Source organism: Sphingopyxis macrogoltabida (assembly GCF_001307295.1).
Lineage (GTDB): Bacteria > Pseudomonadota > Alphaproteobacteria > Sphingomonadales > Sphingomonadaceae > Sphingopyxis > Sphingopyxis macrogoltabida_B.
This window is the reverse complement of record NZ_CP012700.1, coordinates 3738661-3762691: the sequence shown is the minus strand read 5'-3', so window position 1 is coordinate 3762691 and position 24031 is coordinate 3738661. Positions and strand designations below refer to the sequence as shown.

Annotated in this window: 20 protein-coding genes, 1 tRNA gene and 1 pseudogene; 12 read left to right on the top strand and 10 right to left on the bottom strand. The window is 67.1% G+C overall.

All coding sequences use genetic code 11. From position 1 onward, the window contains the following. Positions 1 to 17 precede the first annotated feature (17 nt). Positions 18 to 680, bottom strand: coding sequence for a protein-L-isoaspartate O-methyltransferase family protein (locus tag AN936_RS17555; RefSeq protein ID WP_054589227.1), 663 nt, complete (start codon positions 678 to 680; stop codon positions 18 to 20). Between the two features lie 266 nt (positions 681 to 946). Between AN936_RS17555 and AN936_RS17550 the strand changes: the two genes are divergently transcribed. Further along, a tRNA-Cys gene (locus tag AN936_RS17550) sits at positions 947 to 1020 on the top strand. Between the two features lie 74 nt (positions 1021 to 1094). Here AN936_RS17550 and AN936_RS17545 read toward each other — a convergent pair. The 5 genes and pseudogenes from AN936_RS17545 to AN936_RS24255 form a co-directional block, all read right to left on the bottom strand. Then, entirely contained in the window at positions 1095 to 1643 is a 549-nt protein-coding gene (locus AN936_RS17545) for a winged helix DNA-binding protein (protein WP_149037703.1), read from the bottom strand. 86 nt (positions 1644 to 1729) lie between these two features. Further along, positions 1730 to 2131 carry a spore coat protein U domain-containing protein gene (locus AN936_RS25795; protein WP_158500109.1) on the bottom strand — a complete coding sequence of 134 codons (402 nt, stop codon included), beginning with the start codon at positions 2129 to 2131 and terminating at the stop codon, positions 1730 to 1732. 116 nt (positions 2132 to 2247) lie between these two features. Continuing rightward, the gene (locus AN936_RS25110; protein WP_158500108.1) at positions 2248 to 2397 is read right to left on the bottom strand and encodes a hypothetical protein; all 150 of its coding nucleotides are present in this window, start codon (positions 2395 to 2397) and stop codon (positions 2248 to 2250) included. Further along, on the bottom strand, positions 2394 to 2807 hold the full coding sequence (locus tag AN936_RS17535) for an amidohydrolase family protein (protein WP_054589225.1): 414 nt from the start codon (positions 2805 to 2807) through the stop codon (positions 2394 to 2396). Before AN936_RS17535 ends, AN936_RS25110 begins: the two co-directional genes overlap by 4 nt. Before the next feature lie 40 nt (positions 2808 to 2847). Further along, positions 2848 to 3293 (bottom strand): annotated as a pseudogene (locus AN936_RS24255) (hypothetical protein). A gap of 251 nt (positions 3294 to 3544) precedes the next feature. Between AN936_RS24255 and AN936_RS17525 the strand changes: the two are divergent. Further along, positions 3545 to 4300 (top strand): helix-turn-helix domain-containing protein, encoded by a 756-nt coding sequence (locus tag AN936_RS17525; protein ID WP_054589223.1) that lies wholly within the window; start codon positions 3545 to 3547, stop codon positions 4298 to 4300. A 19-nt stretch (positions 4301 to 4319) separates the two neighbouring features. Here AN936_RS17525 and AN936_RS17520 read toward each other — a convergent pair whose 3' ends face one another. Continuing rightward, positions 4320 to 5696 (bottom strand): amidohydrolase, encoded by a 1377-nt coding sequence (locus AN936_RS17520; protein WP_234715618.1) that lies wholly within the window; start codon positions 5694 to 5696, stop codon positions 4320 to 4322. 155 nt (positions 5697 to 5851) lie between these two features. Between AN936_RS17520 and AN936_RS17515 the strand changes: the two genes are divergently transcribed. The 5 genes from AN936_RS17515 (at position 5852) to AN936_RS17495 (ending at position 13467) form a co-directional block, all read left to right on the top strand. Then, positions 5852 to 6232, top strand: a complete 381-nt coding sequence (locus AN936_RS17515; RefSeq protein ID WP_054589222.1) for an OsmC family protein — start codon at positions 5852 to 5854, stop codon at positions 6230 to 6232. Positions 6233 to 6418: 186 nt separating this feature from the next. Then, positions 6419 to 7030: a TetR/AcrR family transcriptional regulator gene (locus AN936_RS17510; protein WP_054589221.1), complete on the top strand. Its 612-nt coding sequence runs from the start codon at positions 6419 to 6421 to the stop codon at positions 7028 to 7030. A 405-nt stretch (positions 7031 to 7435) separates the two neighbouring features. Beyond that, positions 7436 to 8704 carry an efflux RND transporter periplasmic adaptor subunit gene (locus tag AN936_RS17505; RefSeq protein ID WP_054589220.1) on the top strand — a complete coding sequence of 423 codons (1269 nt, stop codon included), beginning with the start codon at positions 7436 to 7438 and terminating at the stop codon, positions 8702 to 8704. Positions 8705 to 8839: 135 nt separating this feature from the next. Next, positions 8840 to 12046 (top strand): efflux RND transporter permease subunit, encoded by a 3207-nt coding sequence (locus tag AN936_RS17500; RefSeq protein WP_054589219.1) that lies wholly within the window; start codon positions 8840 to 8842, stop codon positions 12044 to 12046. An 11-nt stretch (positions 12047 to 12057) separates the two neighbouring features. Next, entirely contained in the window at positions 12058 to 13467 is a 1410-nt protein-coding gene (locus tag AN936_RS17495; RefSeq protein WP_149037702.1) for an efflux transporter outer membrane subunit, read from the top strand. Between the two features lie 4 nt (positions 13468 to 13471). Here AN936_RS17495 and AN936_RS17490 read toward each other — a convergent pair whose 3' ends face one another. Both AN936_RS17490 and AN936_RS17485 read right to left on the bottom strand, forming a co-directional pair. Then, positions 13472 to 14842 carry a PLP-dependent aminotransferase family protein gene (locus AN936_RS17490; RefSeq protein WP_234715617.1) on the bottom strand — a complete coding sequence of 457 codons (1371 nt, stop codon included), beginning with the start codon at positions 14840 to 14842 and terminating at the stop codon, positions 13472 to 13474. Next, positions 14832 to 15263, bottom strand: coding sequence for a DUF983 domain-containing protein (locus AN936_RS17485; RefSeq protein WP_054590393.1), 432 nt, complete (start codon positions 15261 to 15263; stop codon positions 14832 to 14834). Before AN936_RS17485 ends, AN936_RS17490 begins: the two co-directional genes overlap by 11 nt. Before the next feature lie 313 nt (positions 15264 to 15576). On the opposite strand from AN936_RS17485, the gene AN936_RS17480 reads away from it, so the two are divergent. From AN936_RS17480 to AN936_RS17465, 4 genes are all read left to right on the top strand, one after another. Next, on the top strand, positions 15577 to 16908 hold the full coding sequence (locus tag AN936_RS17480) for a hypothetical protein (RefSeq protein ID WP_054589217.1): 1332 nt from the start codon (positions 15577 to 15579) through the stop codon (positions 16906 to 16908). 160 nt (positions 16909 to 17068) lie between these two features. Next, the gene (locus AN936_RS17475) at positions 17069 to 21781 is read left to right on the top strand and encodes an NAD-glutamate dehydrogenase (protein ID WP_054589216.1); all 4713 of its coding nucleotides are present in this window, start codon (positions 17069 to 17071) and stop codon (positions 21779 to 21781) included. Then, a complete protein-coding gene (locus AN936_RS17470; protein WP_054589215.1) occupies positions 21781 to 22644 on the top strand; it encodes an ATP-grasp domain-containing protein in 864 nt (287 codons plus the stop codon). Before AN936_RS17475 ends, AN936_RS17470 begins: the two co-directional genes overlap by 1 nt. A gap of 53 nt (positions 22645 to 22697) precedes the next feature. Further along, a complete protein-coding gene (locus AN936_RS17465; protein ID WP_054589214.1) occupies positions 22698 to 23003 on the top strand; it encodes a hypothetical protein in 306 nt (101 codons plus the stop codon). Positions 23004 to 23029: 26 nt separating this feature from the next. Here AN936_RS17465 and AN936_RS17460 read toward each other — a convergent pair whose 3' ends face one another. Further along, positions 23030 to 23257: a ribbon-helix-helix domain-containing protein gene (locus tag AN936_RS17460; protein ID WP_054589213.1), complete on the bottom strand. Its 228-nt coding sequence runs from the start codon at positions 23255 to 23257 to the stop codon at positions 23030 to 23032. Positions 23258 to 23331: 74 nt separating this feature from the next. Between AN936_RS17460 and AN936_RS17455 the strand changes: the two genes are divergently transcribed. Continuing rightward, entirely contained in the window at positions 23332 to 23763 is a 432-nt protein-coding gene (locus AN936_RS17455; protein ID WP_084758481.1) for a DUF4019 domain-containing protein, read from the top strand. The last annotated feature ends 268 nt before the right edge of the window (positions 23764 to 24031 follow it).

Genomic DNA, 24031 nt, shown 5'->3' with positions numbered 1-24031 from the left:
GCAAGAGGGAAGGGCGTTTAGAAGCGAAATCCCGCCGGGGCGGCAAAGCCGGGCAGCGGCGCGACATCCATATCGGCGAAGCTGCGCAGCGCGATCGTTCCGCCGGTCTTGACGCCCTGGACCAGCCGGGTCACCGCACCCTCGCGGCGCGCCGCGACCAGTCGCCCGCCTTCGGCAAGCTGCGCGGCGAGCGCCTCGGGCAGCGTCTCGATCGCACCTTCGACGATGATGCGGTCGAACGGCGCGGCGTCGGGCGCACCGGCATGCAGCGGGCCTTGGACCCATCGGATATTGTCGTCGGTGGCGGTGGCCTGAGCGGCCGCCATCAACTCGGCCGCTTCCTCGACGGCATGGACCTCGGCATCCATCAGCGCGAGCAGCGCGGCAGTATAGCCGGTTGCGCTGCCGACCAGCAGCACGCGCGATCCCGGCCGGATCGCTGCCGCGGCGAGCAAACGGCCGGTGACAAGCGGCGGATTGATCACCCGGCCCTGACCCAGCGCGATCGCGCGGTCCATATAGGCAACGCCCGCGAGCGCCGCCGGCACATAGCCCTCGCGCGGCGCCTCGGCCATCGCACCGATGACGGCAGGATCGATGACGTCGCTGGGACGCAGCTGGCTGTCGATCATCGCCGCGCGCATGTCGGCCGCGCTTATCTCGCTATATTGGGTCGCCATCAGCCTGTTTTCCGATTCCTAAGGGTCTTATCCTTACGGGGAAGCTCTACCCGAAGCGGCGCTGTATTGCAATAGTAATACAGGTGCATCCCCATGCTGACGCCGCATAGCTGGCAATGGGGGTGCCGCCAAGCCCGCATCGCCCTTTCGCGAATGCGTCGGTTCGATAGCGGGCGCGGAACTGCGGCCGATTTGCCCAACAATCGGATTGCAGTCGCGAAGTGAAACGGCTAGGGGCGCTGTCTCCACGCATTTCTGCGCTTTGAGGCCCGATGGCGGAGTGGTGACGCAGCGGACTGCAAATCCGTATACGCCGGTTCGATTCCGGCTCGGGCCTCCAACCTTATCCGTCGCAGCAAACGATAGACGGTGTTGTCAGCGAAATAGCGCAATCGCCTGCTTCAGCGACTGTCGTTAATAGGGCAGGTCGTCGAAATAGGCATCCAGCCGGCCCCGCGCGCTGTCGCTCAATTTGATGTACGAGCGCCGGCGGTCGTTCGGATCGGCCCAGCGGACCAGCCATCCTTCGTTGGTCAGCAAGGCGATCCACCGCAAGGCGGTGGTTTGCGGCACCGATGCCGCGATGCAAAGGCTGGAAATCGATACCGCTTCGCCCTCATAGTGCGCGGCATAGAGGTCGAGCAGAATGTCCCAGCAGGCATCCGAAAATAGTTCGGCCGGGAAATATTCCTCGCGTTTGCGCCTGCGGCGAATCGTTTCGCGGGCAAAGCGCGCGCGCGCCTTCGGAAAGCTGGTCGGGCGAATGATGTCCGCCTTGCGCTCGGAGGCAGGCAAAAGACTATCGGGAGCGAGCGCGGCTGCGGCAGATGGCGGTCCCGTTTCCGGAGCCCCCGTGACCATGGTTTCGAGTAATGCAACAAGCTTGTCGAGCCGACTTTCCAGCCGGTCGAGACGCGATTCTTCGGATTCGCTGCGGGCACCGTCCTGCGCCTGATGACCCATTGGCCACCCCTTTCGCTACGGTCCCCGCCCTATAGCGCTTGGCATGCGGGATTTGTTCCATATTTTGTTCATGGCCGGATGCAGTCTCAAAAAGCCACGTCGATCCGGACCGTGTCGCTGTAGCTGCCCGCCGGCGGGGTGATCTGCCCGGGCAGGATCGCGGCGCGATAGCTATAGCCCTGCGTCGTCGTGGAATCATAGATGCCGGCGTTCGTGTCGGCGCTGGCGCTGCTGCGGCGGGCGGCGCCGACGGCGCCCCACCGGTCGGCGGACGTGGCAGTCTTGTAGAGTTCGTAGCGCAGATAATTGGTGCCGCTGCGCATCCGCCGCACGCCGCTGAGGGCATTGTTGCCGTCGTTGAGACCGACATGTGCATGATCTCGGCGCTCGTCTTCGTCGCCGCGACAAGCGCTTCCGCTTTCGTGTAGCCGATCCGTTCGAAGCTCTCGAGCTCGTTGATATAGGCGCCCGGCATATAGTCCGGCCAATCGCTGATCAGGTCGAGCCCGATTCCCATTTTGATGCCGGCGCGCCGCATCTTCTTGCCCATCGCGAGGATGCTCTCCTCGTTCAGTTCGAACCGGCGCGAGGTGGAGCCGAAATATCAACCGTCCCAAGTCCGCATGACGAGGCGATAGGGAACGAAGGTCGGCACCGAGGCGATGCCGCGCCTGGCCATCAGCGCGATGGCGGCGTCGCTCCGCGGCAGCGGATGTTCGATCGAGTCCACCCCGGCCCTGAGCGCCATGTTCATATATGGGTTTCGGTATCCGTCGTCACCGGCAGGCCGAGCGAATGCGCCTCATCGACGGCCGCGGTGATCTCGGCCTGATTATATTCGCTGGCAAGTTTGATCAGATCGGCGCCCTTGGCGAACTGGATGCGCACCGCCTCGCGCCACTGGTCGGGACCTGATGCGATACGGGTCATCGAATTCGGGTTACCGTTGGGGACTTCGGGAAAGGCCGGGCCGAAGGCATGGATTGCAGCATGGCCGCCGGTCTGGGTGATGAGCTGGCCCGCCGCGAAGATACGGGGACCGGGAATTTCGCCGGCCGCTTGCGCCCGCTTGAGCACGAACGGCGAGTCGCCATGCGACCCGACGTCGCGCATGCTGGTGACCCCGGCCTGCAGGAAGATGCCCATGCGCCACTGCCCGCGCATCACGGATTCTGCGCCGCCGATCCCGGCTGACGAATAGACGTTAGCCGCGTCTGCCGAGCGGAAGTTCGTCCGCTGTCGACGTCGAGGACGCGGAAGGTCCGCCGCCGCCTTCCTGCACGGCATAGGCGATGCGCTTGCCGTCGCTTGATACCGACAGCTCGGCGAGCGCGTCGGCTCCGTCTTTCGACCAGCTATTGGGGTCGATCAGCACCCGTTCGGGCCCGTTCAGGCTGTCGCGGACATAGAGTACCGCCTGATTCTGCAGTCCCGAATTGCGGCGCTGGTTACCTTGTTCTGTGCCTCGACCCACGCCGCGACCTGCCTGTCCTCGCAGACGTCATTCTCCAGCCAGCGATAGGGATCGGCGACCTTCTGTCCGAAATGATCCTCGACGACATTATCGCGGCGGGTTTGGGGATAAGCGATAGGCGCCGCCGCCGCTGTGGCCGCCGTTTCCGGTGCAGCCCGGGCAGCGGGCGGTGTCATCAGCATCAATCCCGACACCGACATCGCGAATAGGAAATGTCCCCGCATGCTCACCTCTCGTTTTCAATTATCGTATAATATATTCCATATTACCCGTGACGTGAAAATGCCGGATTCGGACACATGTTGTTCCGAACGGGAATGAGGTTGAAGGCGATATTGGCTTCGATCGGCTAGCGGAGAATTGCGCGATTGATACACAGCTGTATCTTGCTAGACTTGGCCCAGCCGCGACATGTGAACCATTGCCAATGACCAGCAAGCTTTCCGTCATCATCTCACCCGCGTTCACGAGCTTCGTCGGGCGCGGCGTCTGCGACCCCGCCCGCCTGCCGCTTGATGCGGTGATCCTGGGCTTTGGCGATATCGGCGAGCCGGCGGTGATGATGCTGACCGCAGATGATCTGGACGGCGAGGCGCAGGACCATCTGATCGTCTTCGCGATCAGCCGGAGCGAATGTCTGCGCCTGTTCGACCTGCTGCCACGCCCCGACGGGCGCTGGTATCTGCCCGCCAATCTGCGCGGGCTGGGGCGCGCCGTCGTTGCGGTCGAGGGCGAGGGGCTGGTGCCGGAGATGCTGCGCGTCGCGCGCAGCATGGAGCTGCTCTGTCAGCTTTTCATCGCGCTCCAGGCGAACAGCATGGTCGAGGTCGGCGGCGTCACGACGCTGAGCGAGCAGGACATCACGCGGATCGCGGCGGCGCACCAGATGGTCAACGAGCGCTGGCAGGAGAAGCTGACGGTCGGCAATGTCGCGCGGCGGTGCGGGCTCAGCAAGGCGAAGCTGACCTACGGCTTTCGCGAGCTTTACCAATGCACCGTTCCCGAAGCGGTCAGCGAACGCCGGCTGGAACATGCGAAACGGCTGCTGGCCCAGAGCGACCTGCCGATTTCGAGCATCGGCTATCGCTGCGGCTATATGAGCAACGCCAGCTTCACCCGCGCCTTCGCGCGTCGTTTCGGGATGGCGCCCACCGAAATGCGGCGGCTCGAAACGACGGCGTGACGCTGCCCCGCCGCGCGGGCTATTTCTTGAGGATATCGAGCGCCGCGACCGTCATCGCCTGCGTCCCCAGGGTGACCGCCGGACGCGGCTCGATCCGGAAGAATGGCGAATGGTGTGGACGTAGCGGGGCGCCGCCCTTCGCCGCCGCGTCATATTCGGCGCGCGGGGTGCCGCCGACCCAGAAGAAGGCGCCGGGCACCTTGAGGTCGGGCTGGATGAAATAGGAGAAATCCTCCGACCCCATGCTTTCGCGCGGCTTTGAATAGAGGACATCCTCGCCGAGCGCGGCGGCGAAGGCGCTGCGCACGCGCTGGGTCAGCGCCGGGTCGTTCGAGGTTACCGGAGTCGATTCGAACCCAACCTTGACCTCGGGCAGCTTGTCCTCGGGCATGCCGTTCATCCTGCCGACATTGACCGCGATCCGCTTGATCCCGTCGATCAGCTTGGCGCGCGTCGCCTCGTCATCGGCGCGGACGCTGAGTTGCAGCAGCGCCTTGTCGGGAATGATATTATGCTTGTTGCCCGCCTGGAACGAGCCGACGGTGACGACGCCGGGTTTGAGGGGCGATATCTGGCGGCTGACCAGCGTCTGGAGCGCCATGACGATTTCGGACCCCATCACGATCGGGTCCTTGCCCATCTGCGGCGAAGCGCCGTGCGCGCCGACACCCGGGATGATCACGTCGACGCTGTCGGCCGAGGACAGCACCGTCCCGGGCTCGATCCCGAGCGTCCCTGACGGGAAGTCGGACGTGACGTGGAAACCGATCGCATAGTCCGGCTTGGCGAAGCGGGTGTAGAGCCCGCCTTCGAGCATCATCCGGGCGCCCGCGATCCGTTCTTCCGCAGGCTGGACGACGAACAGGATCGTACCCTGCCACCGGTCCTTGAGCCGTGCGAGCTGGCGCGCCGCGCCGATCAGCGCGGTGATATGGACGTCATGACCGCACGCCTGCATCACCGGCTTGGTCACCCCGTCGCGGTCGACCTGCGTCGCGGTCGAGGCGTAGGGCAGCCCGCTGTCTTCCTTCAGCGGCAGTCCGTCCATGTCGGCGCGCATCAGCAGCACCGGGCCGTCGCCGTTGCGCATCACCCCGACGACGCCGGTGCCGCCGACCTTTTCGGTAACCTCGATCCCGCCGATCGCGCGGAGTTCCTTCGCCATGATCGCGGCAGTGCGGACCTCGAGGAACGAGAGTTCCGGATTCCGGTGGAAATCGAGGAACAGCTTTTCGAGATGCGCGGCATAATCGGCTTCGACGGCGGGCACGACATCGGATGCGGCAAGTGCGGGCGTGGCGGTGAGACATGCCGCGACCAGCGCGGCGAAGCCGGTCCCGTGGAAGGCTCGCAGCTTCTTATCAATCCCGCCGCTGCCTTGCTTCCGATGCCTCACGATCGCTTCTCCCATTGCTGCTCATCCCTTCGTCGTGCCGGAGCACTGCCCGGGCCTTGCTTCTGGTGCCCGCTTATCGGAGGGCTGGCAAGCGCTGCCGGCTTGCCCGGCGGCCGCAAATCGCCTTAGTGGTGCGGCAGCAAAGGAGAGACGGCATGGCGCAGGGCACCGCACGGATCGGCAACGACCGCTATCGCACCGAGATCGAGGTCGGCGGCCACACGATCGTCGCCGACGAGCCCGCCGCGCTCGGCGGGCAGGGGGTCGGTCCCGCGCCCTACGACCTGTTGCTCGCCAGCCTCGGCGCGTGCACCGCGATCACGCTGCGCATGTATGCCGATCGCAAGGGCTGGCCGCTGGCGTCGGTCGAAGTTGCGCTGCGTCTTCACGGCAAGGACGAACGACGGATCGACCGGCTGTTGACGATTGCGGGGCTCGACGACGAACAGCAGGCGCGGCTGGCCGACATTGCCGAACGGACGCCGGTGACGCTGACGCTGAAGAATGGCTTGCCGATCGATACGCGGCTGGCTTGATCCTCCCCGTCGCGCAGCGACGAGGAGGTGGCAGCGGCGTAGCCGCTGGCGGAGGGGCAACGAGCGCGAGGCCCCGGCCCCTCCACCATGCTTCGCATGGTCCCCCTCCCCATCGCTGCGCGACAGGGAGGATTGAAAGTTCGCCCACTGGACAAAGCCCCCCCGACCACATATATACCGCCCGTTATGGAAGTCGATTCCCTTCCCGCCACCAAGGGCCGCCCGCGCGAATTCTGCGTCGATGCCGCACTCGCGGCGGCGCTGCGCGTGTTCTGGAGCAAGGGGTATGAGGGCGCCTCGATGGCCGACCTCACCGATGCGATGGGGATCACCAAGCCCAGCCTTTATGCCGCCTTCGGCAACAAGGAAGCGCTCTTCAACAAGGCGCTCGACCTCTACGAGCGCGAAAAGGCCGATTATATGCACGCGGCGCTCGATGCGCCGACCGCGCGCGGGGTCGCCGAACGGCTGATGTACGGTGCGCTCGACATGCACACTTGCCCCGACAATCCGAACGGCTGCCTCGGGGTGATCAGCTCGGTCGCCTGCGGCGCCGAGGCCGAATGCATCCGCGAGGCGGTCGTCGCGCGCGGCGCGGCGGCGAAAAAGGCGATGCTCGAACGCTTTGCGCGGGCCCGGGACGAGGGCGATTTTCCCGAAGGCACCGATCCCGAAGGCCTCGCGTCCTTCCTCACCGCGGTAAACCAGGGAATGGCGGTGCAGGCGGGTGCGGGCGCGACGCGCGCCGAACTCGAACGGCTCGTCGAGACTAGTCTGAAGCTGTGGCCGGGACGCTGATAGAAATATTTTTACTGCGCGGTACAGAAGGGTCTTGACGCGGCGCAGCATAGATTATATACCGCATAGTACATAAAGAAGGATGAACCGGCACCGGTGGAGCGCTTGGCGCTTTTTCCGAGAAGGCGCGGTCGCGTTCGAAAGGAAACAGTCTCTCCCCCGACCGGCTGCCGCACCCCGTCCGTGCGGCGGCCGGGAAGATTCGCCGCTGCCCGGTCCACCGGGGGCGGGCTTCAGATCCGACGAATATGCCAGATAACCGGCAGCCGCGACAAAAGCGGCTGTCCAGGGAGGGCGGCGCTTTGCCGCTTCTCGACAAGGGATTGCCCGATCCGGCCCGGAAGATGCGCTTCCGGGATCGGGGGCGTGTGCCCGATCGACCGAACAAAAAGAAGAGGCCCAGCCATGACCGTCCACACTCCGATCGAAAAATTCGATCCCGCCGATGCCAAGGTCCGCCGCGACCTCAATGAGCTGCTCCACCCCGGCCGCCGCCGGCGCGCAGCGTGGGTCGGCGCCTTGCTTGTGCTGATCGCAGGCGCCTGGTGGCTGCTCGGCGACCGCACCCCGCAGGCCGCCGCCGCACCGCCGCCGGTGCTGACCGTCGCGGCGCCGCTGGCGCGCGAGATCACCGAATGGGACGATTATATCGGCCGCTTCGAGGCGAGCAAATCGGTCGAGGTGCGCCCGCGCGTGTCGGGCGCGATCACCGCGATCCACTTCACCGACGGTCAGGTCGTCCGTCAGGGCCAGCCGCTTTTCACCATCGATCCGCGTCCCTATCGCGCCGCGCTCGCCGAAGCGCGCGCGTCGGCGGCCAGCGCGCGCAGCGACCTGGCGCTCGCGCAGCTCGAACTCGAACGCGCCGGCCGGCTCGTCGATGTCGAGGCAGTGTCGCAGAGCGAGATCGATCGTCTCCGCGCCCGCGTCCGTGCAGCGAATGCGGCGCTCGCCGGGGCCGACGCCCGCATCGCGGCGCGCGCCCTCGACGTTGAATTCACCACCGTGCGTGCGCCCCTGAGCGGGCGCATCTCGGATCGCCAGATCGACGCGGGTAACCTCGTCTCGGCGGGCGACGCCGGGGGCACGCTGCTCACCACGATCAATGCTCTCGATCCGATCTATTTCAGCTTCCAAGGCTCCGAAGCCCTGTTCCTGAAGGCCAAGCGTGCCGCTGCCGAAAAGGGCTCGACGGTCGAAGTCCGCCTGCAGGATGAAGGCGATTACCGCTGGAAGGGCCAGCTCGATTTCACCGACAACGGGCTCGACCCGCGTTCGGGGACGATCCGCGCCCGCGCCCGCTTCGCCAACCCCGAAATGTTCCTGACCCCCGGCATGTTCGGCAACATGCGCCTGTCGACCGGCCAGACCGTTCAGGCGCTGCTCGTCCCCGCGGCGGCGGTGCAGACCGATCAGGCGCGCAAGATCGTCTATGTCGTCGGCAAGGACGGCATGGTTGCCGCGAAGCCTGTCGAACTCGGTCCCGAGGTCGACGGCCTGCGTGTCATCCGTTCGGGGCTCGCCGCGACCGACCGCGTCGTGATCACCGGCTATCAGTTCGCACGGCCCGGCGAAAAGGCGGCGACCAAGCCCGGCCGGATCGCGGCGGCAGCGGAGAAGAAAGCCGCATCGGCCAGCGAACCGCTGTCGGCGCAGGCGACCTTCGCGAAGTGAGTTGAGTTAGCCCCTCGCCATCGGGCGAGGGGCCGGGGTGGGGGCTGCGGCCACCCGCAAAGGCCGGCGGCCCTCACCCCTTACGCTCCGGATCGGTCCGGAGGTTCGACACCATCCTAGAACAGGGGCTCTCCCATGCGCCTATCGCGTTTCTTCATCGACCGGCCGATCTTCGCGGCGGTTCTTGCGGTGATCATCACCATCGTCGGCGCGGTCGCCTATATCGGCCTGCCCGTCTCGCAATATCCCGACATCGTCCCGCCGACGGTCACCGTCACCGCGACCTATCCCGGCGCGTCGGCCGAAACCGTCGCCGACACGGTGGCGGCACCGATCGAACAGGAAATCAACGTCGAACAGGAAATCAACGGCGTCGACAATATGCTCTATATGAGCAGCCAGTCGACCGGCGACGGCGCGGTGACGATCACGGTGACTTTCAAGATCGGCACCGACCTCGATGCGGCGCAGGTGCTGGTACAGAACCGTGTCGCGATCGCGACCCCGCGGCTGCCCGAGACGGTGCAGCGGCTCGGCGTCGTGACGCGCAAGACGTCGCCCGACTTCCTGCTGATCGTGAACCTGGTGTCGCCCGACAAGTCGCTCGATCGCGCCTATATCTCCAACTATGCGCTGACCCAGCTGCGCGACCGGCTCAGCCGCATCGACGGGGTCGGCGACGTGCGGCTGTTCGGCAGCCGCGATTATGCGATGCGCGTGTGGATCGACCCCGGTCGCGCCGCCGCGCTCGACCTGACGGCGGGCGAGATCGTCGCGGCGCTGCGCCGCGAAAATGTGCAGGTCGCGGCGGGGTCGCTCGGCCAGCCGCCGCAGGCGAATGGCAGCAGCTTTCAGTTGAACGTCGAAACGCAGGGCCGACTCGCCGATCCCGCCGATTTCGCCAACATCGTCATCCGCAGCGACGCCGACGGGCGGCAGGTGCGGGTATCGGACGTCGCGCGCGTCGAACTCGGCGCGTCGGACTATAATTCGAACACCTATTTGTCGGGCGATCCGACCGTCATCCTCGCGACCTTTCAGCGCCCGGGATCGAACGCGCTCGCCGCCGCGCAGGCGGTCGAGGCCGAAATGCAGGCGGCGTCAAAAAGCTTTCCCAAGGGGCTCGAATATCGCGTCATCTATAACCCCACCGAATTCATCGCCCAGTCGATCGACGCGGTGATGGACACCTTGTTCGAAGCCGTCGTGCTCGTCGTCATCGTCATTCTCGTTTTTCTGCAAAAATGGCGCGCGGCGGTCATTCCGGTGCTCGCGATTCCGGTGTCGCTGATCGGTACCTTCGCGGTGCTCGCCGGCCTCGGATACAGCCTCAACAACCTGTCGCTGTTCGGCATGGTGCTGGCGATCGGCATCGTCGTCGACGACGCGATCGTTGTCGTCGAGAATGTCGAGCGCAATCTCGAACGCGGCATGAGCGCGCTCGAAGCGGCGCGGACGTCGATGGACGAGGTGTCGGCGGCATTGGTGGCTATCGTGCTCGTACTCTGCGCGGTGTTCGTGCCGACGCTGTTCCTCACCGGGCTGTCGGGTGCTTTCTACCAGCAGTTCGCGGTGACCATCTCGACCGCGACGATCATCTCGCTGATCCTGTCGCTCACCCTGTCGCCGGCGCTCGCCGCGATCTTGCTGAAGCCGCACGCGGCGCCGGTGAACGAGGGGCGCGGCATGCAGCTCGTCCGCCGCGCCGGCGACGCGTTCAATCGCGGTTTCGAACGGATGGGCGACGCCTATGCGGCGCTCACCGCGCGGCTGGTGCGCGCGCCGAAGAAGGTAATGGCGACCTATGCGGGGCTGATCGCGGCGACCGTCGCGCTGTTCTGGGCAACCCCGACCGGCTTCATCCCGGCGCAGGACCAGGGCTATTTCCTCGTCGTCGCCAAGCTGCCTTCGGGCGCTTCGGTCGAGCGCACCGACGCGGTGCTGCAAAAGGTCGCGCAGCGGGTGCTGCCGGTCGACGGCGTGCTTGGGTCGGTGATGCTCGCGGGCTTCGACGGCCCGTCGCAGACGCTCGCTCCCAATTCGGCCGCCGCCTATTTTCCGCTCAAGAGCTTCGAGGAACGGGGGAAGCTCGGCGTCACGCTGGCGGACATCATGGGCGAGGCGCAGAAGCGCACCGCCGATATCACCGAGGCGCAGATCGTCATCATCCCGCCGCCGCTGATCCAGGGGATCGGCACCGCGGGCGGGTACCGGATGATCGTGCAGGATCGCGGCGGCCACGGCTATGCCGAGCTGGCGAAGGAAGTGAACGGCCTGATCGGCAAAGCGAACCAGACGCCGGGGCTGGCGAATGTCTTCACCTTCTTCGATCCCAGCAACCCGCGCATCTATGCCGATATCGACCGCGCCAAGGCGAATGCGCTCGGCGTCCCCTCCGACCGCGTGTTCGAGGCGTTGCAGGTCTATCTCGGATCGGCCTTCGTCAACGACTTCAACCTGCTCGGCCGCACCTATCGCGTCACCGCGCAGGCCGATGCGCCCTATCGCCAGACGGTCGCCGATATCGCGAACCTCAGAACCCGGTCGAATTCGGGGGCGATGGTGCCGATCGGATCGGTCGCCAATTTCGAGGACCGCACCGGGCCGTACCGCGTCACGCGCTACAATTTGTTCCCCGCGGTCGAGGTCGATGGCGACACCGCGCCGGGATCGTCGTCGGGCGCCTCGCTGACGACGATGGAAAAGCTCGGCGCCGAAACGCTCCCCGCGGGCTACGGCACCGAATGGACCGGCATCGCCTTCCAGCAGAAGGCGGCGGCGAACACCGCGGGCATCGTCTTCGCGCTCGCGGTGGTCTTCGTCTTTCTCGTGCTCGCGGCGCAATATGAGAGCCTGACCCTCCCGCTGGCGATCATTCTGATCGTGCCGATGTGCCTGCTCGCGGCGATGATCGGGGTCAATTTGCGCGGCATGGACAATAATGTCCTCACCCAGATCGGGCTCGTCGTGCTGATCGCGCTCGCGGCGAAAAATGCGATCCTGATCGTCGAATTCGCCAAGCAAGCTGAGGAACAGGACGGACTGTCGCCGGTCGAGGCGGCGGTACGCGCGGCGCGCGATCGCCTGCGCCCGATCCTGATGACCAGCTTTGCCTTCATCCTCGGCGCGGTGCCGCTGTTGATCGCGAGCGGGGCGGGGGCGGAGCTGCGCCAGGCGCTCGGCACCGCCGTCTTCTTCGGCATGCTCGGCGTGACGGCGTTCGGCCTCATCTTCACCCCGACCTTCTACGTCGTCTGCCGCGCGCTCGGCGAGTGGATCGCCGCGCGGCGGCGGCGCGGGTCGGACGACCATGGCGCGGCGCTGCCGGCGCCGGCGGAATAAGGAGAATGACCATGCTGCTCCGCAATCTCATAACCGCCGCTTCGGCGCTCGCGCTTGCCGCCTGCGCCGTCGGCCCCGACTACAAGGCGCCGCAGTCCGCGTCGGCGCCCGCCGCGACCGGGCCGTTCCTCTCGGCAAGCAGTCCCGCCGTGAGCCTTGATCCGGTCGCGGCCGACTGGTGGCGGCTGTACAACGACCCCGTGCTCGACGGGCTCGTCGCCGATGCGCTGGCCGCGAACACCGACGTTCGCGTCGCGGTCGCCAACATCGCCAAGGCGCGGGCATCCTTGCGCGGCGCGCGTGCCGACCGGCTGCCGCAGGGCGAGATCGGTGCGGGCGCCAACTATGGCCGCAGCCCCGAAGGGCAGCGTCTGCCCGGCGCCGATCGCGAGGACTGGTCGGTCGATGTCGGGCTGAACGTCGCATACGAGGTCGACCTGTTCGGCCGCGTCGACCGCTCGATCGAGGCAGCGCGCGGCGATAGCGAAGCCGCCGAGGCCGATGCCGACGCGGTGCGCGTGATGGTCGTCTCCGACACCACGCTCGCCTATGCCGATGCGGCGTCGGGCGCGGCGCGGCTCGACGTCGCGCGGCATATCGTCGAATTGCTCGACCAGCAGGTCAGGCTGACCGAGCGGCGCAAGGAGGCGGGGCTCGCGACCGGGCTCGACCTTGCGCGCATCACGACGCTGCGCGACCAGCGCGCGGCGGACATTCCCGACATCGAGGCCGACCGGCAGGCGGCATTATTTCGTCTCGCAACGCTGACCGGCCGCCCCCCCGCGGCGTTGCCGACGATCGCCGCCGACCGCAACATCAGCCTCGAGATCACCGACCCCATCCCGGTCGGTGACGGGGCGGCGCTGCTGAAGCGCCGCCCCGACATCCGCGCCGCCGAACGGCGGCTGGCCGCCGACACCGCGCGCATCGGGGTCGCGACCGCCGACCTCTATCCGCGCATCACGCTCGGCGGCTCGGTCGGCTCGACCGGTGCGGGCTTCGGCGACATCTTCGGCGGCGGGCCGCTGCGCTGGCTGCTCGGGCCTTTGCTCAACTGGGCCTTCCCCAATCAGGAACCGGCGCGGGCCCGCATCGCGGCGGCCGAGGCCGAGACGCAGGCGTCGCTCGCGCGCTTCGACGGCACGGTGCTGCGCGCGATCGAGGAGACCGAAACCGCATTGTCCTCCTACGCCCGCTCGCTCGACCGGCGGCAGGCGCTGCGCGCGGCGCGCGACCAGTCCGAACGCGCGGCACGGATCGTCCGTGCGAAGCGCGCCGAGGGCGCGTCGGATTCGCTCGAATGGCTCGATGCGGAACGCACGTTCGCGGAGGCCGAAGCGGTGCTCGCCGCGCAGGACGCGCAGATCTCGCGCCGCCAGATCGCGCTGTTCCGTGCGCTGGCGGGCGGCTGGTCGAGCTGAGTTTTCAGATCACCGGCAGCGCCTGCGCGGCGGGTGACCGCAAATGCGCGTCGAGCGTGCGGAGGCCGCGCGCGAGGGTGTTGCGGTCGATCGCGCCGCCGAGCGAAATGCGCAGCGCTTTCGGTGCATCGGCCGCGACCGCAAAGCGGTCCGAGGTTACCGCCGACAGCCCTTCGAGCGCGATCGCTGCGGCGAGCATCTCGGGCGCGAGACCCGGCGCGAGCGGCAGCCACAGATGATAACCCTCGGGGTGCGCCGTGTGCCGCGCGTCGCCAAGCATCGTGTCCGCAAGCCGCTGGCGCCAGGCCGACTCCTTGCGCACCGCGCCGACCAATGCGTCGAAGCTGCCGTCGGCGAGCCATAAGGAGACCATCGCGGCGTTGACCGGCGGCGCCATCACCGCGCTTTCATGCTGGCAGGCGGCGAGCGCCATCGCGTCGACGACCGTCGGGGCGCGGACAAAGGCGACGCGCAGCGCGGGCGAGACGATCTTCGCCGTACTCGCGATGTACCAGCCGATATCGGGCGCGAAGCTGGTAATCGCGGGCAACGGTTTTTCGGGGAGCAGGCCATAGGCGTCGTCTTCGATGACCCGCACGCCGGTAGTCTCCGCCCAGGTCGCGATCGCTGCCCGGTCATCGGCAGCGATCGTCTGCGCGGTCGGATTGTCGTTCGTCGGGACCACATATAGCGCGCGGAGCGGCGCGGCGTCATGCGCGGCGGCGAGGGCGGCGGGCGTGATCTCGGCAAGCGGGACGAGCGTGAAGCCGATCCGCCGGGCAAGGGCGTGGAAGCCCGGATAAATATAGAGGCCGCACGCAACGCGGTCGCCGGGACGAAGCAGCATCGAAGCGATGGCGTGGAGTGCGTTCTGGCCGCCGGCGGTCACCGCCAGCTGTTCGGCGTCCGATGCCAAACCGACCCGGGCGAGCAGGGCGCTGCCGGTCTCGCGATCCGCCGCCGCGCCGCCGGGGCGCTGATAATGCAGCCGCGCCAGTTCTCCCCGCCGCGTCAAGGCTCCCAAAGCGGCCGCCATTGCTTCGCTCAGCCGTGCTTCGGGCGGGGTTGGTGGGCTGTTCATCATGATATCGGTCTGCGCGGCCGATGCCGCCGCGTGATCGCGCGCCTGCGGGCTGACGAAGCTGCCCGCGCGCCCGCGGGCGACGATCAGCCCGCGCTGGCGGGCTAGGTCATAGGCTTTGGTGACGGTGGTCAGGTCGATGCCGAGTCGCGCGGCCAGGTCGCGCTGCGGCGGCAGGCGGTCGCCATGATGGAGGCGCCCGCGCGCGATGTCGGCGGCGATCGCTGCCGCGACGGCGCGATATTTCGGACCCGCCTCTGCCGACAGGTCGGGCAGCCAGCCGCTATTGGTCACGCCGCTTGTCCGCCTCCTCGCGGGCATGGAGCTTGGCCCACAGATGCTCGGTCCCCGATTCCTGCGCCTTGTTCACATATTGCGAAGCGACGAGCCAACCCTTGATCGGACGGAGCGGTAGCACGCAGCCGATAACCATCAGCGGGATCGAAAAAAACAGATGGACCCAGATAGGCGGATCATAGGCGATCTCGAGCCACAGGACGAGGAAGGTCAGCGGAAAGGCGACGAAGCATTGCGAGAAGAAGGCCGGGCCGTCGTCGGGCGCGGCGAAGCGGAAATCGAGTCCGCAAACCTCGCAGCGGTCCGCGAGCTTCAGCCACGACCGGAACATCTTGCCCTCGCCGCATTCGGGGCAGCGCCCGTGCCAGCCCGCCCACAGGATCCAGCGCAACTTGTCGTTGCCGAGTTCGCTCAACATTCCTCATCTCGCCTGTACATGCAATGTACCGTACATAGGAGTGCAATCAATATTGTCCATATCGATAAAAATATAACGTTTACAAATATATAAACTAAAATATGCGATTTTGCATGGATAAAACAGGCAATATATCCATGCATATGGAGAACATGATCAGCTTTGTCTTGCCGGCAATCTTGCCTGGCCTGAAAGGTCGCGGCGCGGCTTGATCGCGCATCGCGTCGGCGCGAGGCGATGGAGCCATCGTTTACGCCGCTTTTACCAGTCCTGTTGCATGGTGTTTACCAATGTTTGCGACTGGGGATGAATGATGGACAGCATGCGCGGACTGCTCTCGGGCAGCCACGGCCACGATGACGGGGCGATCGACGCGCCCGTCTCTGTCGGCGTCGACGAACGGCGGATGCAGGTGCGCGCCTATAATTACTGGGCGTCGCTGCTCGCCGATCGCGCCTATCCGTCGGTCGAGGACCTCGACCTCGAGAATGTCGGCGATTTCGGCCCGCATTCGGTCTTGCTCGATTTCACCACCGGGGTCGAGAACCCCGGCATCGCGTTCATCGGCGAGCGGCTGCGCGCCGAGTCGGAAATCGACGAAGAGGTCCATTATATCAACCAGATACCGGGGCGTTCGCTGCTGTCGCGGCTGACCGACCATTATCTGCAGATCATCGCCAACCGCGCCCCGATCGGTTTCGAGGCCGAATTCGTCAACGACCGCGGCGTGACGATCATGTATCGCGGCATCCTGCTGCCCTTCTCGTCGGACGACGACACGATCGATTTCATCCTCGGCGTGATCAACTGGAAGGAAGCGGCGCCCGCCGACGAGGCGGAGGAGCTCCAGCTTTCGGTCGAACAGTCGCTGCGCAGCGCGCCGCCGCTCACCGCGCCGGTGCCGGTGTGGGCCGACGGTCCCGACTCGGGGCATATCGACGACGATGCGGCGCCGGGCTTTGCGGCGCTGGGCGAGGGGAGCGAATTGCTCTCGGTCCGCGGTGGCGCAAGGCATGCGGGTCTTTCGCCCGTCGATCCCGGCGATGACGCCGAACTTGCCGACTGGCTCGCGCTTGCGCGCGAAACCGCCGACCGGGCGAGCGCCGCCGACAGCCGCAGCCGCAGCGCGCTGTATCAGGCGGTCGGCCAGGCATGGGATTTTGCGCTCGTCGCCGAACGTCAGCCCGAAGCCTTTGCCGCGCTGCTCGACGATGCCGGGCTGACGGTGCAGGACCGCGCGCCGATGACGCCGGTCGTGAAACTGGTTTTCGGCGCCGCCTATGACAAGACGCGCCTCGCCGAATATGCCTGCGTGCTTGGCCATGCGAAGGGCGAAGGTATCGGCCGCGGCGAACTCGCCGCCTATCTCGATCGCTATCCCGGCGGGCTCAAGGGTCTCGTCAAGGACGAGCGCGCACGGCGGCGGCCGGCGAAGGACGGCGACGAGGGTAGCGGCACGGCGCTCGACACGCTCCGTCAGGCGCATCCTGCCGTGATCCTCGAACATGAAGCGGAGGGCGCCGAATTTGTCGTGCTGATCGCCCGGGCGCTGCCGGGCGGGCATATCGGCATCGTCGCCAAGGCGGCCGATGATCCTGCTCTCGTCGCCCGGCTGGCGCGCAAAGCGAGCCCGATTTTGCCCTGACATTGACGTTCACGTAATAGTCAATCAATTGCGTGATATTTATTTGCGCGACCGCTGCGCGGGGGGTTGAGCCCTGCGCGCGGCGGGCGCATAGGGACGGCAGCGAACGGACCAGCCGATCGTCGGCAAGGGTTCGCCTCGGTTCAGGATGCCGCACCCCATGCCTAAAAAATTGTCCGAAACCCCCGATACGGACGCCACGCTTTCGACCCCCAAAATCCCCGCCAAAATCGCCGCCGCCTATCTGGCCGCGCTACGCGGCAGCGCGCTGCCCGGTGAAGGCGACGACCTCGATCAGGCGGCGCTTGCCGATGCCGCGCAGTTCGTCGGCCGCGCCTCGATCGCGCGCGCTCCGGGCAAGCCTTCGTTGCTGCTGGAGCCCGTCGTCGCCGACGGCACCGACCGGCGCATGCGGCTGGCGATCGTCAATGACGATATGCCGTTCCTCGTCGATTCGACCTCGCAGGTCGTCGCGGCGCAGGGGCTTGTCGTCCACCGCATCCTCCACCCCGTCGTCGCGGCAAAGCGCGATGCCAAGGGACAGCTTCAGGAAGCCGGCGATGCGCAGCCCGGCAGCGCCGGGCGCGAATCGGTCATCTATATGGAACTCGAACGCGGCGATGCCCGCGCCCGCCGCCGCCTGGTCGACGGCCTCGAACAGGCGCTCGGCGACGTCCGCGCCGCGGTCCAGGACTGGAAGGCGATGCGCGCCGCGATGCTCGCCGATGCCGCGATGCGCGCCGACGGCGAAGCCGCCGAACTGCTGCGCTGGTTCGAAGGCGGCGCGCTGACGCAGCTCGGCCACGAATGGCGCGCGCGCTCGGGCCCGGCGCAGGACCCGCTCGGAATTTCGGCCTCGGGTGCCGGCGATCTCCTGTCGGCGGCGGCGCTCGAAGCGGCGTTCGCCTGGTTCGACAAGGGCAACCAGGGGCCGCTGCTCATCAAGTCGAACCGGCTGTCGGCGGTGCATCGCCGCGTCCTCCTCGATCTCGTCATCGTCCCCGAATATAAGGGGACGAAGGCCGAACGCCTGTCGATCCACGCCGGCCTGTGGACCAGCGCCGCGCTGTCGGCGCGTCCCGACAAGGTGCCGATGCTGCGTGCGCAGCTCGCCGCGCTGATGGCGAAATTCGGTTTCGATCCGACGGGCCACGCCGGCAAGGCGCTGACCCATGCGCTGACCGCGCTGCCGCACGACCTGCTCATCGCCTTCGACGCCCCCTCGCTCGAGGAACTGGTGCTGACCTCGATGTCGATCACCGACCGGCCGCGCCCGCGCATCGTCATGGTGCAGAGCGCGCTCGGCCGCCACCTGTTCGCCTTTGTCTGGTTGCCGCGCGACGAGGTGTCGACCGGCCGCCGGCTTGCGGTCGAAACCTTGCTGGTGCGCGAGGCGAAGGCCGGGGTGATCGGTTGGACGATGGTCCTCGAAGACGGCGGTGCCGCGCTGCTCCGCTATACGCTCGACCTGCGCAGCGGCGGGGTCGTTCCCGACGCCGATACGCTGAACGCACAGCTCGAACAGATGGTGCGCGGCTGGCAGCCCGAGGTCGAGGCCGAGCTGGCGAAGCGCGGCGATCCCGGCCGTGCGGCGGCGCTGGCGTCGCGGTTCGCCGCTTTGTTCCCGCCCAATTACCGCAACCTCTATTCGCCTGAGGAGGCCGCACGCGACATCCTGCGGCTCCGCGACCTCGACGCCGAGAGCCCGCGCGGGGTGCGGCTGGCGCGCAAGAGCCTCGACGGCGACGACCGGCTGCGGCTCAAGGTTTACAGCTCGGCGGGCGCGCTCGCATTGTCCGACGTCGTCCCGGCGCTCGAACATTTCGGCTTCCAGGTGCTCGAGGAAATCCCGACCGCGCTCGGGCCGAACCGCGCCCCTGACGCCGACGGCGAAGAGCAGCCGGCGTTCATCCACGACTTCACGCTGCGCGTGCCTGCGAATGTCGACGAGACCGCGCTGCTCCCGCACACCGACGTGATCGAAGGTGCGATCACCGCCGTGCTCGGCGGTACGGCGGAGAATGATGCCTTCAACGAACTGGTCATCGCGACGCAGACCGATCCGCAGGCGATCGTCTGGCTGCGCGCCTGGTTCCGCTATCTGCGGCAGGGCGGGGCGAGCTATGGCATGGACACCGTCGTCGCGGCGCTGCGCCACGCGCCTGAACTGACCGCGAAGATGATCGAGCGTTTCTGCGCGCTCCACGATCCGAAACGCGCCGATGCCGACCGTGCGAAGACGCTCGGCGAAGAGATCGTCGCCGGGTTCGCCGACATCAAGTCGATCGACGACGACCGCATCCTCCGCCTTTTCCACGCCGTCATCGGCGCGACCTTGCGCACCAACGCCTTTGCGCCCGCGGCGGCCGAAGCGCTGGCGTTCAAGATCGATTCCAGCCTGATCCCCGGCCTGCCCAAGCCGCTGCCGTGGCGCGAAGTGTGGGTGTACAGCCCGCGCGTCGAGGGCATCCACCTGCGCGCTGGTCCGGTCGCGCGCGGCGGGCTGCGCTGGTCCGACCGCCGCGACGACTTCCGCACCGAAATCCTCGGCCTGATGAAGGCGCAGCGGGTCAAGAACGCGGTGATCGTGCCGACGGGGGCGAAGGGCGGCTTCTATCCGAAGGCGCTCCCGGATGTAGCGCTCGACCGCGATGCGTGGTTCGCCGAGGGCACCGAATGCTATCGCATCTTCATCCGTTCGCTCCTGTCGATCACCGACAATATCGTTGCGGGCAAGGTCGTGCATCCGAAGGGCGTCGCGATCCACGACGGCGAGGACCCCTATTTCGTCGTTGCCGCCGACAAGGGCACCGCGACCTTCTCCGACGTCGCCAACGGCCTGGCGATGGAGCGGAACTTCTGGCTCGGCGATGCTTTCGCGAGCGGCGGGTCGAAGGGCTATGACCACAAGGCGATGGGCATCACCGCCAAGGGGGCATGGGTTTCGGTCCAGCGCCACTTCGCCGAAATGGGTGTCGACGTGCAGACCGACAGCATCCGCGTCGTCGGTTGCGGCGACATGTCGGGCGACGTGTTCGGCAACGGCATGCTGCTCAGCAAGGCGATCAAGCTCGTCGCGGCGTTCGACCATCGCCACATCTTCCTCGACCCCGATCCCGATCCGGCGAAGAGCTGGAAGGAACGCGACCGTATGTTCGCGCTGCCGCGGTCGAGCTGGGAAGATTATGACAAGAAGCTGATCTCGAAGGGCGGCGGGGTCTTCCCGCGCAGCCAGAAGAGCATTCCGCTGACCGCCGAAGTGCAGGCGGCGCTTGGCCTTTCGCAATCCGAAATCGACCCCGGCTCGCTGATCTCGGCGATCCTCCGGGCACCCGCAGACCTGCTCTGGTTCGGCGGTATCGGCACCTATGTGAAGGCCGCGAGCCAGAATAATGCCGAGGTCGGCGACCCCGCGAACGACGCCCTGCGCGTCGATGCCGAGGATTTGCGCGTCAAGGCGGTTGGCGAGGGCGCCAACCTTGGCGTCACACAGGCGGCGCGCATCGCCTTTGCGGCGAAGGGCGGCCGGATCAACACCGACTTTATTGACAACAGCGCCGGCGTCGACTGCTCGGATAACGAGGTCAATATCAAGATCGCGCTCAACCGCGAGATGGCCGAAGGCCGGCTGGCGCAGGACGATCGCGATGCCTTGCTCGTCCGGATGACCGACGATGTCGCGGCGCTGGTGCTCGAGGACAACCGGCTGCAGGCGCTGGCGCTGTCGATCGCCGAAAAGGGCGGTTCGTCGGCGGTGCCTTCGCTCGTCCGGATCATGGAGACGTTCGAGGCATCGGGCCGGCTCGACCGCAAGGTCGAGGGGCTCGCGGCGAACGACGAACTGCTCCGCCGCTCGGCCGAGGGCCGCGGGCTGACGCGGCCCGAACTCGCGGTGCTGCTGTCGACCGCGAAACTCGCCTTGCAGGACGCGATCGAGAATAGCGAGCTGCCGGGCGACCCGGCGCTCGGGTCCGACCTTGCGGCGGCCTTCCCGGCCGAGATGCAGCGCGACTTTGCGGGGGCGATCGCCGATCACCAGTTACGCCGCGAAATCATCGCGACCAAGCTCGCCAACCGGATGATCAACCGTCTGGGCGTCGTCCATCCCTTCGAACTCGTCGAAGAGGAAGGCTGCGCGCTCGGCGATATTGCGGCGGCGTTCGTCGCGGTCGAACGCCTGCTCGACATGCCCGCGATCTGGACCGCGCTCGACGCGGCGAAGATCGACGAGACGATCCGCCTGTCGCTGTTTGCGCAGGCGGCGTCGGCGATGGCTTCGCAGATGGCCGACCTTCTGCGCGTCAAACCAACGCTGACGCAGCCCGGCCCGATCGTCGCCCGGCTCGAACCGGGGGTCGATCGCCTGACCACCGGGGTCGACGGCCTGCTCAGCCCGTCGGTCAAGCGCCAGTGGGACATGCTCAGCCAGCAGTTGCTCGATGCCGGGGCGCCCGAGGCGCTGACCGCATCGGTCGTGCGCCTGTTCAAGACCGACGGCGCGATCGGCATCGTCGACTTGGCCGAACGGCGCGGCGACGACGAGATCGCGGTGACGCACGCCTTCACCCATTTGGGCGAAGCGCTGGGGCTCGACTGGGCGCAGACGCTGGCGGCGCATATGAGCCCCGCCGATCCGTGGGAGCGGCTGCTGGTCAACAGCCTTGCGCGCGATTTCCAGCAGATGCGGCTGGGTTTCCTGGCGGGATTGCCGAAAGGCGATCTCGACGCGGCGGTGACCAAATGGCTCGCTGACAATGCGCCGCGCGTTGCGCAATTCAGGGCGACGGTCGACCGCGCGCGAACGATTCCGAACCCGAACGGCGCGATGCTGTCGCATATCGCCGGGCAGGCGCGCGGGCTGCTGGGGAGGTAATGCCTTTCCAGCCCCGCGTCGCGATCCTCGTCCCGGCGTCCGACTATTACGAAAAATGGCGGCCCGCCTTCGCGCGCAAGGCGGCGGCGCTGACAGCTGCAGGGCTGGTCGTCGAGCAGCGCGTGTGGACCGATCCCGGCGACCTGACGGGATATGAGCTGATCCTGCCGCTCTTTACCTGGGGCTATCAGCGCGACGTCGCCGCCTGGTATGCGCTGCTCCACCGGCTCGAAGCTGAGGCGCTGCCGGTGGTCAATCCGGTGCCGGTGCTGCGCTGGAACAGCGACAAGGCCTATCTGGCCGAACTGGGCGCGGCAGGGGTTGCCGTCGTGCCGACGGTCGAGATCGCCGCGCTCGACGAAGCGGGGCTTGGCAAGGCGCGCGCCGCGCTCGGTGCCGAAGAGGTGGTGATCAAGCCCGCCATTTCGGGCGGCGCCGACGGCACGCACCGTGTGGCTCCGGGGGCGCCGATCCCCGGCGATGCGCTCGGCCGGCGCCGGCTGGTCCAGCCATTGATGCAAGGCATCCTGACCGACGGCGAATATTCGCTCTTCTTCTTTGCCGGCAAGTTCAGCCACGCGATCGTCAAGCGCCCTGCGGCGGGCGACTTTCGCGTCCAGGAACAGTTCGGCGGGCGCGAGGCCGATTGGGACGCGAGCGAAGCGGCGCGCAATCTTGCTGCCGCCGCGCTCGCCGCGGCGCCGGCGCCGCCGGTCTATGCGCGCGTCGACATGGTCGGCGATGCGGCGGGCAGGTTGCACATCATCGAACTCGAGCTGATCGAGCCTTCGCTCTTTCTGCACCACGCGCCCGACAAGGGGGCGGCGTTCGGCAGGGCGGTGGCGGCGGCGCTGTTCGGTTGAATGCCCGGCGCATGACGATTGCGCCGACGCGCCTCGCGGCCTAAATCGACGTCATGGCTTTCGACCTCAGAGCGGCCCTGCTTCGCAAGGAAGAGGTGGAATCGGCGCGGCTGATGGATTTCGAATTCCGGCAGCGCGCGCGGACGTTCCGCCTGCTCGCCGAAGCGTTGGGCGCGAGCGGTGACGAACTGGTCGGCGAAATCGCGCTGTCCGACGATGCGGGAATATTGGACCGGCTTGTTGCCGAGCGGCGCCTCGATCGGGCGGAACTCGGCGCGTCATATGCGCGCTGCCGTGCCGAAGCCTATCGGCAGCTCGTCGGCGAACTGGGAGACCCGACGCCGCACCGTCTGGGGTAGGGGGCGCGGCGAACGCGCCCGCCGGATCAGCGTTCGCGCCACAGCCATTGCCGGATCGCCGATGTCAGGTTGGGGGGATCGTCGACCTCCATCCGCTCGACATCGATGCGTGCGACGAGCGCGTTGACCGGGAGCGCGAGCCGCGCTGCCGCTTCCTCCAGCGCGTCCCAGAACAAGGGTTCGAGGCTGATCGACGTCGGGTGGCCGGCGATGGTGACCGAGCGTTTGACGGGGGGACGATAGGGGACGGCCATCGCCGCAGCATAGCGGCTCCGCCGTGGATTGAGGTACGAATTATTTGGGGGTGACCGCGTTCGGGCGGGGCTTAATGTCGGCGTCGATAGCAGTGGAGCGAGGGACAGGAAACGTGACGACCGCCGGAATCCAGGCGCTCACCGAAAAGGAAAAGGAGACGCTGCGTCTGCTGGTCAGCGGCTATGACGCCAAGTCGATGGCGCGCCACCCGGGCCTGTCGGTGCATACCGTCAACGAGCGGCTGCGCGATGCGCGGCGCAAGCAGTCGTTCAAGACGCTCAACACGCTGGAGACCCGGGCGCGCGTGGCGCGCCAGGTGCAGGGGCCGCTCGGCGCAGTGAAGGCGCGCGTGCTGCTGAGCGAAGAGGCGGTCCCCGCGCCGCCCTATGGCTATCAGATGGTCAAGTTCCGCACCGACTATGCGAACAAGGCGGGGGCGATCGAAACGCTGTCGCTGGTGCGCGAGGGCGGGAGCTGGCGGGTTGTGGGCGTGATGGTGGAGTAATCGGGAGGCGCCGATCCGGGGTCGGAATTCCCCTCTTCCCGTTTGTGGTGAGCGACGTCGAGACAGGCGGCGAGATAGCCAAGCCCGAGGGGCATCTCGACTTCGCTCGATGCGAACGGGTTTATATTTGGTGGAGCGCTAGCGGCGACGGCAAAGCCGCCGCCATGACGTCAGACGGGTTCGGCGATCTTGCGGATCGCCGCCCCGCTGGCCGAACCGATGGCTGCCGCTGCGCGGCACCGGCGGGTAACGCGTCGTTCGCTGCGCG